This window comes from Bradyrhizobium sp. ERR14 (genome assembly GCF_014198235.1).
Classification (GTDB): domain Bacteria; phylum Pseudomonadota; class Alphaproteobacteria; order Rhizobiales; family Xanthobacteraceae; genus Bradyrhizobium.
In genome coordinates this window covers 717977-731755 of record NZ_JACIHD010000002.1, presented here as the reverse complement: position 1 = coordinate 731755, position 13779 = coordinate 717977, and the positions used below count along the sequence as shown (strand labels likewise).

The window sequence follows — 13779 nt, the reverse complement described above, 5'->3', positions numbered from 1 at the left end:
GTTCCGGCCCCATTTCTCGCCCGGATCTGAAACTTCCGCTTCCGTGGAACGTAACCTTTCGTGCTAATCTTGACCGCCCCTTGCGAGAGGATCCCGGCATGAACCCGATTGACCTGGTGGTGACTGTGTGTGCGGTGCTCTCGCCTGCGACCTGCGAGGAACAGCATCTGATGTTCAACTATGGCGGGTCGCCGCGGCAATGCGCGATGGCCGCGCCCCCCTATATCGCGCAATGGGTCGGCGACCATCCGAAGTGGCAGGCGGTGCGGTGGCGCTGCGAATATCCGCACCCGAACGACAAGGCGTGAGGCGTCTCGCTACTTGCTGCAGTCTTTCAGATCCTTGTCGGCGATCGAGAACACCGCGTCTGCCCTGATCTCGATGTCGCGAACGACGCATTGCCGCGCATTGGGATAGCTGACCTTGGCGTCGTAGCGGCCCGGCTCGACGCCGGTGATGCGCAGCCGCTCGTCGTGGTCGACCTCCTTGTCCTTGTCGTTCAAGCACTGGTTCGGTCCCCAATCGGTCTTGCCGGCGGGTGAGAGCTGGAATCCGGAGATCGTCTCCGTCGTCAGGTTCCAGAGCCTTATGCCCTTGCCCTTGGCCTGCGCGGCGGCTTCGCCGGCAAGCGTCAACGACGCGATCAAAGCTAGAACCCAACGCATCAGCCAGTCCTCCCAAAGGCGGGCCATCATTCCCTGATCAGGCGCTCGCGGTTCTTTGCCTTGTCGAAATTTTTGGCGCGGTCAAGGCCGTTCAGTGCGATCAGCTTCGCCGAGACGAGATCGGCGCCGTCGAAATCGGCGTCGATGACGATGGCGCCCGTCAGATCGGCTCCGCCGAGTTGGGCGTTTTTCAGTGATGCGCCGCTCAGATCGGCGCCCCTGAGGACTGCGAATTCGAGGTCGACGCGCGACAAATCGGCGTTGCGCGCGTTCACCCGTTCCAGATTGGCGGATCTCAGCACCGCGCGCATCAGCCCCATCGACTGGTTGCGCATATCGGCGCCCAGATTCGCGTCCGCGATCGAAGCGCCGACCAGGCTTGCGCCGGTGAGATCGGCAGCGATGCGCGCTCCTGACAGGTTCGCGCCGTCGAGACGCGCGCGGGCCATTTGCGAGGCGAACAGATTGGCGCCCTTCAGGCTTGCGCCGGTAAGATCCGCATCCAGCAGCCACGCCTGATCGAGGATTGCACGGTCAAGCCTGGCGTCTCGGAGTATTGTCTTGTTGAGCCGCGCGGCGCGGAAGACCGCGTTGGACAGGTCCAGCCCCGAGAGATCGAGGCCCGACAGGCGTTTGCCGGTGAAATCGGCAGGCTGCGCGGCGCTCGCTTTGGCCAGCACGGCCTCGACCTCTGGCCTGGTCATTTCGGACGAGACCATCGCGGGGGAGGTGAGGTCGACGTCGCGCATCATGTCCTGCGCGCCCGCCGTCATCGTGACGAGTGCAAGACCAAGCGTTGCCAGCGTTGAGAGGGCGACCGTCCGCGTCATCATCGACTCCGCCGCCGGCCCAGTCTAGCACGTCCGCCAGGCGACCGGCTATGAGACATCTCGCTCAGTGCGGTCGCCTTGAGTTCGTTGGGCGAGGCCGGCCTTGATCGCCGCAATCTCGGCTTCGCCGCGTCTGTCGCGCGGGATGCCGATAGGCACCTCGGCCACGATCCGCGCTGGCCGCGGCGACAGGAAGAACAGCCGGTCGCCGAGGCGCACTGCATCGTCCAGGCTGTGTGTCACCAAAAGCGTCATCACCGGACGGCTGGCCACCAGCGTCGCGATCTCGTCGCGCAGGCGGCCGGCGAGCGCATCGTCGAGCGAGGCGAGGGGCTCGTCGAGCACCAACAGATCGGGCTCGACTGCGAAAGCGCGCGCGAGCGCGACGCGCCGGGCAAGACCGAGCGACAACTCGCCGGGAAAGTGGCTTCGATGCGCTTCCAGCTCCAGAATCCTGAACAGCTCCGACAGCTTCGCCTCGGTCACGTTGGGCGCCGCCAGCCGCACATTCTGCTCGACCGAACGCCACGGCAACAGCCGCGGCTCCTGGAACACCATCCCGATCCGCGCCTGCGGCGGACGCGCAACGTGGCCCCTGAAATCGCTATCGAGCCCGAGGATGATGCGCAGCATCGTGCTCTTGCCGCAGCCGGACGGGCCGATCAGCACGCCGACCTCGCCGGGGCAAAGCGCGAATTTGAGCGGCGCCAGTACCTCGTGCGTTCCGCCCGCGGCACTCCTGAACGTCTTGCCTGTGATCTCGACCTCAAGCCGCACGGGGCCGCCACCGTGTTGCGCGGGCTTCGAACGGCTGCACCAGCAAGGTTTCGATCACGAGCACGACCGCGGCGAAGGTCAGCGAATAGGCCAGCAGCCGCGGCGTGTCGAACAGCTGGAAGGCGACGCCGATCTCGAAGCCGACGCCGTTCGGACGGCCCAAGAGTTCGGCGACCAGCACGATCTTCCACACCAGCGACAGTCCGGAGCGGGCAGCCGCGGCGATATAGGGCGCAAGCTGCGGCAGCACGACATGGCGGAACGCGCGCCAGCGCGGCATCGCGAACACGCTCGCCATCTCGTCGAGCGAGCGGTCGAGCGCCCGGGTACCCTCGCGCAAGGTGACGACCGCGGTCGGCAGCTTGTTGATGGCGATCGCCGCGATCGCGGCAGCTTCGGTGAGACCGGCCCAGATATAGGCCAGCACGATCACGACCAGCGCGGGCAAATTGAGCAGCAGGATCAGCCAGGGATCGCCGAGCTTATCCGCGAGCCTGACCCGTCCCATCAGGTAGCCGATGGCGCTGCCGAGCGACATCGCCAGCACGAAGGCGAGGGTGACGCGCGCCAGCGTGGCGCCGAGATGCAGGAACAGCGCGCCGGATGAGGCTTCCGCGATCATCACCTCGAGCACGGCCGGCGGGGAGGGCAGCTTCGCGCCGCCGACGAACAGCGCGGCAATCCACCAGATCGCGAGAAACAGGGCGAACGACAGAAGACGCAGCACCTCAATCTCCGGGGACCGCGTGATAGAACGTGCCCGGATCGAGCTCGGCCGCCGGGCCGACGAGGTCGCGGCCGCCGATCTCGGCCAGTACGCGGTAGAGCACGCGCGCGTCTTTCTCCTCGTCGTCGATGCTCCGGCGCGGAATGCCGTCGCGATAGCGGTCGCGATAGGTCTTGAGCATGGCTGCGTCGGACGTGCCGGTGAGCGGCGCGATCTTGTCCCAGGCCGCATCCGAGGTCACCAGCAGCTCCTTGGCCCTGCGCGTCATCGTGATGAAGCGCGCCACGGCGTCGCGATGGCTCGCCGCCCAATTCTCGTCGAAGACATAGCCGACCGCGGAGACCGCGCCTTTGGCACCGAGCTTCGGCAGAATGTCCTCGATGCCGGCGAGGCGGCGAAATCCCTTGGCCTCGAGCTGGGCACAGAAATTCCAGAAATTGAGGCTCGCCTCCATCTCGCCGTCGAGCGCCTTGGCGGCGATCAGGGGCGGGGCGCCGTAGGCGATGGTCGCCTCCGACTTCAGGTCGATGCCGTCCTGCTTCATGCTCGCCTGGAGCAGCAGCCAGCTCTTGTCGATCGCCCCGCCGGCGACCGCGAGCTTGCGCCCCTTCAGGTCGGCGAGCGTCTTGATCGGAGAGGATGCGGGTACCATCACCGCGCCGAGCGCGCTGGAATAGGGATAGAAGGTGAGCTTGGCACCGAGCGCGCGCTCGCGCGACACCCACAGCCAGTCCGACAGGATGATGTCGGCGCTGCCTGCGCGCATCGCGATCTTGCCGGCCTCGGTGCTCGCGAGCTCGGTGACCTCGAGCGAAAGGCCCGCCTCCTTGTCGAGACCGCTCGCGCGGATCGCGGCCAGCTCCCAGGAGAATGTTCCGGTTTTCTGCACCGCAAGGCGGATCGAATCCGCGGCGCGGCCGGGCGCGGCCAAGGTCAGCGTCAGCGTCGTCGCCAGCGCCAATGTGCGACCAAGTGCCCTTATCACGCCAAATGCTCTCATCACCTTGTGAGCCGTTTCCTCTGACAGAGTGCTTTTCAGGACAATACGCATAGCATAGCTTTGCTCGCAACCCGCGGGAGGATGCGCATGAAACTGGCCGGACAGCTACGACCGATTGTCGCCGCATTGACGGTGTTGGCGGCGACCGCGTGCGTGGCGCGGGCCGAGGAGGCCAATGATTATCCGACGTCGGCGCGCGCGGAGTACGTCTATGGCTGCATGAAGGCCAATGGCGAGAGTCGGCAATCGATCGAGCAATGTTCCTGCTCGATCGATGTGGTCGCCTCGATCGTCACCTATGAGCGCTACGTGACTGCCGAGACCGCGCTCAGCATGTCCCAGGTCCGCGGCAATCTCGGCGTCCAGTTCCGCACCTCCGAGCAGGCGAACACGGCAGTGAACGATTTGCGGCGCGCGCAGGCGGAAGCCGAGGTGAGGTGTTTTTGATGATAGCGGCGATGTCTTACCCTCCCCTGGAGGGGAAGGGTCGATCGCGCGCAGCGCGAGCGGGGTGGGGTGATCTCTCCACTCGGCAGTGTCGGATGTGGAGAGACCGTCACCCCACCCCGTCTCACATTTCGCTGCGCTCCATGTGAGCCGACCCTCCCCCTCCAGGGGCGGGTGATCCGCCTCTCACGTCCCCGGCTTCTCTACATCCCACTCATTCCGGAACACGTGCCCATCCGTGTCCTTTGCTTCCGCGCGGAAACGCTTGGCGCCGTTGGAGACGTAGGTGAAGCGCAGATTGGGATCTTCCGAGATCGAGATGCCGCCTTCCATCGATAGCACCGGGCTGTCGTCCTGCGTCAGCTTCAGCTGGTTGACGAAGAAGGCGGGAATGTAGAGCTGCGTGACCTGGTCCATCTGCAGGCCGGAATTGTTGGGATGGCCGATCATGATCTGTGCTTCGCGGATGCGGCTCGCGGGCGCTTCCTCGCGCGCGAACTGCCGGTAGCGCATCTGGCCGAGCCGGTTTTGCGCCTCCTCGGCGTTCTTTCCTGCCGGCGCCGAGCAGCCGCCCGAGGCCTTCACATAGACTTTCGAGACATAGAGCTGGCCGTCGCTGAGCTCGGCCACCGCGTGCACATCGGTGTAATTGTTGACACGCACGCGCGTCGAGATCTCCGTGACATTGGCATCGGAGCCGAGCTCGAACTTCGCGGCCATCGGCGCCGGGTTACGGTCGATCACGAGCGTGATCGAACGGATACGGCGACTGTCTGCGGGTGACAGCTTGCTACGCAGGGTCACCGGCACGATCGCCGCGTCCTCTGCGCGATACGGCATCTCGATGCCGATGACGGCGCTGCCGTCATTCATCGCACGGCTGTTGAAGATGTCCTGCACCAGGCCCGGCCAGGGATCGTCGGCTTCTTCAGCCTGCACTGGTGCGGCGAAGGCGATGCCGAACAGGGCGGCGATCAAGGGCAGGTGGCGTGTCCATCGGGTCATGGTCATGGTCCCCGGAGTCAGCGAGGCTGATCTCCTGCACCCATCGTAGCGCGCCTGCTACTCCCATTCAATTTCCGAAAATGCTGCAGTTGCGTTTCGGGCATTGTAATCGCCGAACAACTCCCAGCGCGGCCGCTCCTGTGCAGCCGCCTTGTCGGCGGCGGCTCGGATCGGCTCGCCATTCTTGTTCAGCGTGCGCACGTCGGACAACAGCGTTGACAGGTAACGCCGCTCATCGGCCAGCGCGGCAGGCCAGTCGCTCACGGGGCCGTGACCGGGAACGACGCGTTGCGCCGGGATGGTCTCCAATTCCTTCAACGTGTCGAGCCAGCCGCGGATACTGCCGTCCATGACCGGAATGTGGCGAAGAAAGACGAGGTCGCCTGCGAACAGGGTTTTCGTCGTCTCGTCGTACACGGTCAAATCGCTGTCGCTGTGCCCGGTCCGCCAGGCGCGCAAGGTCAGGCGACGCGACCCGAGATCGAGCGTCATCGTGTCCGAAACCAGGAGGGTCGGGGCAACGATCTTCACGGGATCGATCAATTCGCTGCCCATGATGCGGCGAAAATTGTCGAGATAGTAGGGTCCGCGCGTCGCGAGCGCCTGCGGCAGCTTGCTGTGACCGACGAAGCTGGTGTCTCCGGCGGCGAAGGCCGCGTTGCCGAAGACGTGGTCGGGATGGCCGTGGGTGTTGATGACATAGCGAATCGGCTTGGCCGTGCGGGCCCGCACGGCGGCCAGCAGGGCCTCGCCTTCGCGGAGGCTGCCGCCGGTGTCGATGACGGCTACGGCATCATCGCCCACGATGAAGCCGACATTGGCAATGTCGCCCTCGTTCTCGCGGGTCATCAGGGCAATGGCCCCGGAGTGTACGAAGATTCCCGGTGCGACTTCGCTCACAGGCAATTCGGCCGCCCCGGCCCGTGCTAGCGTTACGATCCCCAGCAGGGACAAGGCTGCGATCACTCGAGCGATGCGAGACACTTTTCTGCCTCAGTTCAAAGGGTTGCTGCATTGCACTGCAACAAAGCAAAGCCAGCGAAGTCTGGCAAAACATGGCGCGTCATGCGTTGCATGGATAGCATTCAAACAAAACGAGGAGGAAGCGCGATGACGGAGGCCGGACGACATCGTCGCTGGTTGTTTTCACTGGGGGTCCTGGTTGCGTCCTGTGCGTTCGGCGATGTCGCCATCGCACAGACCAGCGACAGCGGCGACCTCTCGTTCGAGCTGGTCGACCCGAACGTGCTGCGCGTCTGCGCCGATCCGCGCAATCTGCCGTTCTCGAACGAGAAGGGCGAGGGGTTCGAGAACAAGCTGGCCGAGCTGTTTGCCGACAAGCTCAAGAAGAAGCTCGACTACGTCTTCTTCCCGCAGGCCACCGGCTTCGTTCGGATGACGCTGGGCGCGCATCGCTGCGACGTCATCATGGGCTTTCCGCAAGGTGATGACGTCGTGCAGGGCACCAATCCCTACTACCGCACGTCGTACGCCCTAGTCGCCAAGGCCGGCAGCGGGCTCGAGGACGTCGAAACGCTCGAGGATCCGAAGCTGAAGGGCAAGCATGTCGGCATCGTCGCCGGAACGCCGCCGGCGACCAACATGGCCATTGCCGGCCTGATGAGCGATGCAAAGCCCTATCCGCTGATGATCGACACGCGCTACGACAATTCGGCGCAAGCGATGGTCGATGACCTCGCCGCCGGCAAGATCGACGCCGGGGTGCTGTGGGGACCCATGGCCGGCTACTACGCGAAGAAGGTCGGCTCGCTTCACGTCACGCCGCTGGTGAAGGAAACCACGGGGCCGAAGCTGGTCTATCGCATCGGCATGGGCGTGCGTCCCGCCGACCAGAACTGGAAGCGACAGCTCAACAAGCTGATCCAGGAGAACCAGGGCGAGATCAACAAGATCCTGGTCGACTTCGGTATACCGTTGCTCGACGAGAGCGATCGGCCGCTCAGCGCGGAGGCGGCCAAGAAGTCGCCATGAGGCGGCGTCTTGCCGCTGCGCTCGTCGTTGCCGCGTTGGCGGTGCCGGCATCCGCGCAGCAGCAGGAGCCGTTCGAGCCCGAGGGTTATCGCGCCGACAATTATCGCGCACCGGTGCCGGCGACGCTCGTCGGCGCGCGCGTGCTTAACACGGTGGAAGCCGAAGCGATCTGGCGCGCCAGGAGCGGTGCGTTCGTCGACGTGCTGCCGCGCCCGCCGAAGCCGAAGAACCTTCCAGCAGGCACGGTGTGGCGCGATGCGCCGCGCAAGAACATTCCGGGCAGCATCTGGCTGCCGGATACCGGCTACGGCAGTTTGCCGCCGGCCATGGACGATTATCTCCAGCGCGGCCTCGCACAGGCCTCGCGTGGCGACAAGGCCGCGCTGCTGGTGATCTATTGCCTCGCCGACTGCTGGATGTCCTGGAACGCCGCCAAGCGCGCGCTGGCGTATGGCTACACCAACATCGCCTGGTACCCTGACGGCACCGACGGCTGGGAGCGCGCCAAGCTGCCGACGGAAAATGCGCAGCCGGAGCCGCGGCCGGAGCAGTAGACGAGTGAACGCAGTTCTGCTCCCTCGCCCCGCTTGCGGGGAGAGAGTTGGGGTGAGGGGGACTCTCCTCGGGGACGGTGAGAGTCGGACTCGCGGAGACTCCCCCTCACCAGGATTGCATCTTCGATGCAATCCGGCCTCTCCCCGCAAGCGGGGAGAGGCAAGCGCCTACTGCTTCTGCAGCTTCGTCAGCGTGCCCGTGCCGTTGTTCTCGGTCGCAGAATAGTTCACCCTGTCGCCGGCATGAACGGCCTCCAGCATCGCGGCGTCCTTGGTTTTGTACTCCTGGAGCGCGCCGGCGCCGCCAGCGCTGCCACCGACGGTGCCCTTCTGCGTCTGCTGGATCGAGATCGTGCCGTTGAGCCGGTCGATCCGCATGACCATTCCGGTCATGTCGTCAGCAAGAGCGCTGGTTGCGAGCATGCTGAGGGCCGCAGCGCCCGCACAGATGAATCTTGTGGTTCCCATCGAGGCCTCCCGACGACTTGGAGTTCACTTCGACAAGCCATCCTAGATCGATTTGGTTCCGGCAGATAGCAGGGCAAAGGTTAACCGGGCCGATCCGGGAACCTGTGGTGGGCGCCAGCGAGGCGGGCGCTATTCCATTTCCTGCTGGATCACGCGGCCAAGTGCGAACAGGCGCTGGTCGATCGTGGTTGGAACCTCGCAGACGAATCGCACGACCTTGTGACGGTCCTCGAAAATGCGGGTCTTCCAGATCAGTTCGTTGCCGAGCGCCTCGACCTTGGCCTCGTCGCGCGGCGTCGCGCCCTGCAGCGCATGAAGGGCGATCGTCTCCTCGCGAATCTTGTCGGCGGCTTCGCGCTGCTTGCGGCTGACGCGTTCGAGCCCGGCCATCACCTGGGAGCGCTGGGCATTGAGCGTGTCGAACAGGCCGGCGAACAGGAGCTTTGCCTTCGCGGTCTTGTCGGTGGCGGAGGCGGCCAGAAATTCCTTCACGGACTTTTCGGCCTCATCGAGCGGCGTTTTGCGCGCCGATAGTTTTGCGACCAGCGCGCTGACCTTGGCGTCGTCTTTCCATGTGTTCTGGACGTCGTCGAGCGCCGGGCCGGCCCAGACGGCGGCAAGTGAAATCTCCGGCACCTTGGCTTGCGTGCAGGGCCAGTCGGGATAGCGCGGATCGGCCGCGCGCGCGGCCGTGCCCGACAGCGCCAGCGCCACAACAGCCATTGCCAGAACCTTCATCCTTCGCCTCCTGCAGGCCCCCGTCGCGCCAGCCCACGCGAGGGATCATAGGCCAGAATTGCGCCGATCATGAAGACGATTGTGCAAGCCGCGACCACTGCCAGCGAGGCCCAGTTGATTTGCCCGTAGAGTGCAAAGCGTATCAACTCGACCGCATGGGTGAACGGATTGGCCTCGCACAGATAGTACAGATAAGGGCTGCCCTCCTGCACCCGCCACAGCGGATAGAGCGCGGACGAGGCGAAGAACATCGGGAAAATGACAAAATTCATCACCCCGGCGAAGTTCTCGAGTTGCTTGATGCCGGAGGAGATCAGCATGCCGAGCGAGCCCAGCATCAGCCCGGACAGGATCAGCGCCGGCAGCACGGTGAGATAGCCTGACGACGGCGGAGTGATGTCCCAGAACCAGGCGATCAGCAGGAACGCATAGACCTGGAGCAGCGACACCGCGGTGCCCGCCAGCAGCTTGCAGAACAGCAGGAACCCGCGCGGCAGCGGGCTCACCAGCAGCGTGCGCATGTTGCCCATCTCGCGGTCGTAGACCATCGAGAGCGAGGACTGCATGCCGTTGAAGAGCTGGATCATCGCCATCAGCCCGGGCGCGATATAGACCTCGTAGAGGATGTAGGTCTCGTAGGGCGGGATGATGGAGATGCCGAGCACCTGACGGAAGCCGGCGGCGAAGATGAACAGCCACACCAGCGGCCGCACCAGCGCCGAGACGAAGCGTTCGCGCTGATGCAGGAAGCGCAACCCCTCGCGCCAGACGATTCCGGTGAGGCAGGTCAGGTACTGCTGGACCGAGAAGCCGCGCGGCACCTCGCGCGTGGTGATGCTGCTCATGCGCCGCCTCCCGGCATGGTTTGCGCGCCGGTCAGGCGCATGAAGGCGGTGTTGACGTCCTGCGCGCCTGCCTCGGTGACGACGCGGTTCATCGGCCCCTGCGCCAGCACCTTGCCCTGGTGCAGCACCACGAGGTCGTCACTCGGCATGATCTCGTCGAACAGATGCGTGGCCCAGAGCACGCCGATGCCTTGCTCCGTCACGAGCTGGCGGACCTGGCTGATGATGTCGGCGCGCGCCTTGACGTCGAGGCCGACGGTCGGCTCGTCCAGCAACAGCAGCCGCGGCCGGTGCAGCAGCGCCCTGGCGATTTCCAGCCGCCGCATCTGTCCGCCGGAGAGATCGCGCACCTTGCTGCCGGCGCGGTCAGCGAGCCCGATGCGGCCGAGCAGCTCGGTGCTGCGTGCGGCGGCTTCGCTCCGGCTGATGCCGTGGAGCGCGGCGTGATAGAGCAGGTTCTGCGTCAGCGACAGGTCGAGATCGAGCGTGCGTGGCTGGAACACGACGCCGAGTAGCCGCAGCGCTTCGCCGGGGCTTTTGCTGATGTCGTGGCCGAAAATGCCGACCCGGCCGCTCTGGATGCCGAACAGGCGCGTGATCAGCGAGAACAGCGTGCTCTTTCCGGCGCCGTTGAGGCCGAGCAGGGCGGTGAAGCTCGCCGGCTGCACGTTGAAGGAGACGTCGATCAACGCACGCCGCTGCCCGTAGGCATGACTGACGCCGTCGATCGACAGCGCCGGCACCGCCGCCGCTTCCAGCTTCGGCGCCTCCTGTGGCTCGGGAATCGGAGCTGGGCTGGTCATGGCGCGATCGTGATGCCCCAAGGCAGTTCGCCCACCTGAATCGTCTTGATCACCTTTTGCGCGGCGACGTCGATAACGGAGACGTCGTTCGACACGCCGTTGGTGGTGAGCAGGTATTTTTCATCGGGCGTGAACGCCATATGCCAGACCCGCTGACCGACCAGCAGATATTTCGTCACCTTGCGCGAGGCGACGTCGACGACGGCGATGCGATTGGCGGGGCCGAGCGCGACGAAGGCGGTCTTGTCGTCCTTGGTCATGCCGATGCCGACCGGCTGGATCGCCTCTTTCCGCAGGCCCGGAATTTCGAACGTGACCTTGCCGATCACCTCGTGCTTCTTCGGGTCGATCACCGAGACGGTGCCGCCGATCTCGGAGGAGACCCACACTTCGGAAGCGTCGTGCTTGAACTCGGCAAAGCGCGGCCGTGCATCGACCAGCACGTTGGCGACGATCTGGCGCGACGCCGTGTCGATGAAGTGCGCCATGTTGGTCGTTTCCGACGTGTTGATCAGCGTCTTGCCGTCGGGGCTGATGGTCATGCCCTCGGGCTCGACGCCGACCTGGATGTCGCCGAGCCGGGCGCGCTTCTCGAGGTCGATTACGGTCACCGTGTTGTCGTTCTCGTTGGCGACATAGAGGATCTTGCCGGCCGCATCCTGGGCGAACAATTCCGGGTCGGGGCCGGAGGGTAGGCTGTCTACCACGGCTTGCGTCTTGGCGTCGATCACCTGGATGGTGTCGTCGTCGCCGACGGCGACCATCACGAACTTGCCGTCGCGCGTGAAGTCGATGCCGCGCGGGCGCTGGCCGACCTTGATGGTCTTGGTCACGGTCCAGCTCTCGGTGTCGATCACCGTGACCGTATTGCTCTTCTCGTTCGAGACATAGGCGATGAATGCATGGGCGGGCGCTGCCGCGAGCGCCAATCCGGACAGGAGCCCCACACGCCACATGCGCAATATCTGCGTTCTCACTTCAGCTTGCATTTGCTCTCCGGACGATCGTAGCCGAGCGTGTCGAGCTCGGAGACCTGGTGCAGGAAACCCTCCTGCGGCGAGACCGACACCACCATGCGGCCATCGACCAGCAGGATCGGCTGGCGCAATTGCCAATTCCAGTCGCGCAGGGTCAGCCGCGTGCCCTTGAAGGCGGCGACCGAAAAATCCGGGCCCTTGATGAAGTCGGTGACTTTCTTGACGTCGCCGGAATTGGTGCGCGAGGTCGCCTCTCCGATCATGCGGGCTGCGGTCCAGGCCTGCATGTCGAGCGCGGTCATGCGCCGCGAGTTCAGCTTGACGAAGCGGTTCTGCATCTGGATCGCGCCCCACTGGTCTTGCGCGGCGTCCCAGCTGCGCGGCACGAGGCCGGCCGAGCCTGCGACGGGGCGGGGATCCCAGGTGCGGTAGGGCAGGTAGGCGCCGAACACCTCGCTCTCGTCGGCGGCGACCAGCACGTCATAGGCAGGCGCGCCTTGCGTGAACACGGGCATCTGGCGCTGGATCAGCGTCACGCCGCTATCGGTGCGGCGCGCGCCGCCTTTGTCCTCGAAGGTTTTTTCCTGGACGATCTTGGCGCCGAACCGCGCGGCGGTGCGCCGGAGCGCATCGGCAAACAGCTTGTCCTCGTCATGCGAGCCGACCACGAGCAGCCAGCGCGACCACTTTTTCCAGACCAGATATTGCCCGAGCGCATCCGCCAGCATCGCCCGTGTCGGCGCGGTGTGGATCACGTTGGCACGGCAATCGGCCTCGCGCAGCCGCTCGTCGATCGCGCCTGCGTTGAACAGCAGCGTGCCACGGTCGCGCAAGGCGTCCGAGACATTCAGCAGCGCGTCGGCCGGCAGGTCGGTGATGATGAAGCTGTTCTTCTCGGCAAGGGCAGCCGCAGCCTGGACGACGTCCTCGCCTTCCTTAATGCGGCGCTCCTCCAGCGCGAAGCGCTGGCCCAGGAATTTACCGGTGGTGTTGTTGTCCTCGATCGCGAGGCGCGCGCCGGCGACGCCGTCATTCTCCGCGGGCTGCTCGACCAGCGACAGTGTGGATCTGGTGCCGGCGAGGCCGAGATAGCCGACGCCGATCAGGGCAGGCTCCGCCGCGAGCGCGCTCGTCGCGGCAAGAGCAAAGCCGATCAGGCCGGCCAACCATCGGATCATGTTTCCTCCGAACGATCTCCCCGGCTTGACCGCAGGTGGAGAATTGTCTCTGCTTCGAGCATGACCGATTTGGCAGGGCATGCAACCCCGCATTTCGTCCCTGCGCGCGCGAGGCCTGGAATCACGATCATGCGAGCATTGATGATGATCGCCGCTTTGCTGTTGACGCCTTCGCTCGCGCGCGCCGATCCACCGAAACTGGCCGTGTTCGATTTCGAGCTGATCGACACCAGCCTGCCAGGGGAGTTCTACGGCTCCAGGCCCGAAGAGGCGCGGCTCGTGCTCATCAGCGAGCAGTTGCGCGAGGAATTGAGGGAGTCCGGCAGGTTCCAGGTGCTCGACATCGCGCCGGTCAGGGATGCCGCCCGTCACGCCAACTTACAGGCCTGCGGCGGCTGCGATCTCAAGCTCGCCGGCGAATTGGGCGCTGACCTCGAGATCACCGGCATGGTGCAGAAGGTCTCGAACCTGATCATCAACCTCAACATCTATTTGCGCGACGTGAAGACCGGCAACATGATCGCCGCCGCCAGCGCCGACATGCGCGGCAACACGGATGAAGCCTGGACCCGCACCATGAGCTATTTGATCCGCAACCGGCTATTGGCGCCGAATTACGGCAAGCGGGAGTAGGATATTCTCTCAGCGAATTGGGAATCGTAGGGTGGGCAAAGGCGCACTTGCGCCGTGCCCACGATCAATCAATGATTCGAGAGAAATCGTGGGCACGCTTCGCTTTGCCCACCCTACGATACTGGGCTCGCGGAGAGATA

18 protein-coding genes are annotated in these 13779 nt (G+C 64.9%); 5 read left to right on the top strand and 13 right to left on the bottom strand.

All coding sequences use genetic code 11. From position 1 onward, the window contains the following. Window positions 1–98 precede the first annotated feature (98 nt). The gene (locus GGD62_RS09670) at window positions 99–308 is read left to right on the top strand and encodes a hypothetical protein (RefSeq protein WP_018320724.1); all 210 of its coding nucleotides are present in this window, start codon (window positions 99–101) and stop codon (window positions 306–308) included. A 9-nt stretch (window positions 309–317) separates the two neighbouring features. On the opposite strand, the gene GGD62_RS09665 is transcribed toward GGD62_RS09670, so the two are convergent. From GGD62_RS09665 to GGD62_RS09645, 5 genes are read right to left on the bottom strand one after another with little or no spacing between them, the layout of a single operon-like run. After that, window positions 318–665 carry a hypothetical protein gene (locus GGD62_RS09665; RefSeq protein WP_026202409.1) on the bottom strand — a complete coding sequence of 116 codons (348 nt, stop codon included), beginning with the start codon at window positions 663–665 and terminating at the stop codon, window positions 318–320. A gap of 26 nt (window positions 666–691) precedes the next feature. Beyond that, window positions 692–1495 (bottom strand): pentapeptide repeat-containing protein, encoded by an 804-nt coding sequence (locus GGD62_RS09660; RefSeq protein WP_183708188.1) that lies wholly within the window; start codon window positions 1493–1495, stop codon window positions 692–694. Between the two features lie 48 nt (window positions 1496–1543). Next, entirely contained in the window at window positions 1544–2272 is a 729-nt protein-coding gene (locus tag GGD62_RS09655; RefSeq protein WP_183232926.1) for an ABC transporter ATP-binding protein, read from the bottom strand. Further along, the gene (locus GGD62_RS09650) at window positions 2262–2999 is read right to left on the bottom strand and encodes an ABC transporter permease (protein ID WP_018320721.1); all 738 of its coding nucleotides are present in this window, start codon (window positions 2997–2999) and stop codon (window positions 2262–2264) included. Before GGD62_RS09650 ends, GGD62_RS09655 begins: the two co-directional genes overlap by 11 nt. Window position 3000: 1 nt before the next feature. Further along, the gene (locus tag GGD62_RS09645) at window positions 3001–3999 is read right to left on the bottom strand and encodes an ABC transporter substrate-binding protein (protein ID WP_183708253.1); all 999 of its coding nucleotides are present in this window, start codon (window positions 3997–3999) and stop codon (window positions 3001–3003) included. An 87-nt stretch (window positions 4000–4086) separates the two neighbouring features. Between GGD62_RS09645 and GGD62_RS09640 the strand changes: the two genes are divergently transcribed. Next, window positions 4087–4446 (top strand): hypothetical protein, encoded by a 360-nt coding sequence (locus GGD62_RS09640; RefSeq protein ID WP_026202407.1) that lies wholly within the window; start codon window positions 4087–4089, stop codon window positions 4444–4446. A gap of 186 nt (window positions 4447–4632) precedes the next feature. Here GGD62_RS09640 and GGD62_RS09635 read toward each other — a convergent pair whose 3' ends face one another. Together GGD62_RS09635 and GGD62_RS09630 are read right to left on the bottom strand one after the other, a co-directional pair. Beyond that, window positions 4633–5451 carry a quinoprotein dehydrogenase-associated SoxYZ-like carrier gene (locus GGD62_RS09635; protein ID WP_177237449.1) on the bottom strand — a complete coding sequence of 273 codons (819 nt, stop codon included), beginning with the start codon at window positions 5449–5451 and terminating at the stop codon, window positions 4633–4635. A 57-nt stretch (window positions 5452–5508) separates the two neighbouring features. Next, the gene (locus tag GGD62_RS09630) at window positions 5509–6435 is read right to left on the bottom strand and encodes a quinoprotein relay system zinc metallohydrolase 2 (RefSeq protein WP_183708186.1); all 927 of its coding nucleotides are present in this window, start codon (window positions 6433–6435) and stop codon (window positions 5509–5511) included. 126 nt (window positions 6436–6561) lie between these two features. On the opposite strand from GGD62_RS09630, the gene GGD62_RS09625 reads away from it, so the two are divergent. Further along, complete coding sequence (locus tag GGD62_RS09625; protein WP_018320716.1) at window positions 6562–7443, top strand: substrate-binding domain-containing protein; 882 nt, start codon at window positions 6562–6564, stop codon at window positions 7441–7443. Continuing rightward, on the top strand, window positions 7440–7997 hold the full coding sequence (locus GGD62_RS09620) for a PQQ-dependent catabolism-associated CXXCW motif protein (RefSeq protein WP_183708184.1): 558 nt from the start codon (window positions 7440–7442) through the stop codon (window positions 7995–7997). The genes GGD62_RS09625 and GGD62_RS09620 overlap by 4 nt, the downstream gene beginning before the upstream one ends. 168 nt (window positions 7998–8165) lie before the next feature. On the opposite strand, the gene GGD62_RS09615 is transcribed toward GGD62_RS09620, so the two are convergent. From GGD62_RS09615 to GGD62_RS09590, 6 genes are all read right to left on the bottom strand, one after another. Next, window positions 8166–8465 (bottom strand): copper-binding protein, encoded by a 300-nt coding sequence (locus tag GGD62_RS09615; protein WP_018320714.1) that lies wholly within the window; start codon window positions 8463–8465, stop codon window positions 8166–8168. A gap of 129 nt (window positions 8466–8594) precedes the next feature. Then, complete coding sequence (locus GGD62_RS09610; protein ID WP_018320713.1) at window positions 8595–9203, bottom strand: hypothetical protein; 609 nt, start codon at window positions 9201–9203, stop codon at window positions 8595–8597. Beyond that, entirely contained in the window at window positions 9200–10048 is an 849-nt protein-coding gene (locus GGD62_RS09605) for an ABC transporter permease (protein WP_018320712.1), read from the bottom strand. The genes GGD62_RS09610 and GGD62_RS09605 overlap by 4 nt, the downstream gene beginning before the upstream one ends. Continuing rightward, on the bottom strand, window positions 10045–10851 hold the full coding sequence (locus tag GGD62_RS09600; protein ID WP_183235303.1) for an ABC transporter ATP-binding protein: 807 nt from the start codon (window positions 10849–10851) through the stop codon (window positions 10045–10047). Before GGD62_RS09600 ends, GGD62_RS09605 begins: the two co-directional genes overlap by 4 nt. Then, window positions 10848–11840 carry a YVTN family beta-propeller repeat protein gene (locus tag GGD62_RS09595; RefSeq protein WP_183708183.1) on the bottom strand — a complete coding sequence of 331 codons (993 nt, stop codon included), beginning with the start codon at window positions 11838–11840 and terminating at the stop codon, window positions 10848–10850. The genes GGD62_RS09600 and GGD62_RS09595 overlap by 4 nt, the downstream gene beginning before the upstream one ends. Next, entirely contained in the window at window positions 11825–13006 is a 1182-nt protein-coding gene (locus GGD62_RS09590; RefSeq protein WP_183708181.1) for an ABC transporter substrate-binding protein, read from the bottom strand. The genes GGD62_RS09595 and GGD62_RS09590 overlap by 16 nt, the downstream gene beginning before the upstream one ends. A 60-nt stretch (window positions 13007–13066) precedes the next feature. Between GGD62_RS09590 and GGD62_RS09585 the strand changes: the two genes are divergently transcribed. Next, window positions 13067–13639: a DUF3280 domain-containing protein gene (locus tag GGD62_RS09585; RefSeq protein ID WP_183708179.1), complete on the top strand. Its 573-nt coding sequence runs from the start codon at window positions 13067–13069 to the stop codon at window positions 13637–13639. Window positions 13640–13779: the final 140 nt, after the last annotated feature.

Excerpts from the sequence above, each read along its gene's own strand:
- GGD62_RS09670 (WP_018320724.1), top strand. The coding sequence starts at position 99 with ATGAACCCGATTGACCTGGTGGTGACTGTGTGTGCGGTGCTCTCGCCT.
- GGD62_RS09665 (WP_026202409.1), bottom strand. The coding sequence starts at position 665 with ATGCGTTGGGTTCTAGCTTTGATCGCGTCGTTGACGCTTGCCGGCGAA.
- GGD62_RS09660 (WP_183708188.1), bottom strand. The coding sequence starts at position 1,495 with ATGACGCGGACGGTCGCCCTCTCAACGCTGGCAACGCTTGGTCTTGCA.
- GGD62_RS09645 (WP_183708253.1), bottom strand. The coding sequence starts at position 3,999 with ATGAGAGCATTTGGCGTGATAAGGGCACTTGGTCGCACATTGGCGCTG.
- GGD62_RS09640 (WP_026202407.1), top strand. The coding sequence starts at position 4,087 with ATGAAACTGGCCGGACAGCTACGACCGATTGTCGCCGCATTGACGGTG.
- GGD62_RS09635 (WP_177237449.1), bottom strand. The coding sequence starts at position 5,451 with ATGACCCGATGGACACGCCACCTGCCCTTGATCGCCGCCCTGTTCGGC.
- GGD62_RS09625 (WP_018320716.1), top strand. The coding sequence starts at position 6,562 with ATGACGGAGGCCGGACGACATCGTCGCTGGTTGTTTTCACTGGGGGTC.
- GGD62_RS09620 (WP_183708184.1), top strand. The coding sequence starts at position 7,440 with ATGAGGCGGCGTCTTGCCGCTGCGCTCGTCGTTGCCGCGTTGGCGGTG.
- GGD62_RS09615 (WP_018320714.1), bottom strand. The coding sequence starts at position 8,465 with ATGGGAACCACAAGATTCATCTGTGCGGGCGCTGCGGCCCTCAGCATG.
- GGD62_RS09610 (WP_018320713.1), bottom strand. The coding sequence starts at position 9,203 with ATGAAGGTTCTGGCAATGGCTGTTGTGGCGCTGGCGCTGTCGGGCACG.
- GGD62_RS09605 (WP_018320712.1), bottom strand. The coding sequence starts at position 10,048 with ATGAGCAGCATCACCACGCGCGAGGTGCCGCGCGGCTTCTCGGTCCAG.
- GGD62_RS09600 (WP_183235303.1), bottom strand. The coding sequence starts at position 10,851 with ATGACCAGCCCAGCTCCGATTCCCGAGCCACAGGAGGCGCCGAAGCTG.
- GGD62_RS09595 (WP_183708183.1), bottom strand. The coding sequence starts at position 11,840 with ATGCAAGCTGAAGTGAGAACGCAGATATTGCGCATGTGGCGTGTGGGG.
- GGD62_RS09590 (WP_183708181.1), bottom strand. The coding sequence starts at position 13,006 with ATGATCCGATGGTTGGCCGGCCTGATCGGCTTTGCTCTTGCCGCGACG.
- GGD62_RS09585 (WP_183708179.1), top strand. The coding sequence starts at position 13,067 with ATGACCGATTTGGCAGGGCATGCAACCCCGCATTTCGTCCCTGCGCGC.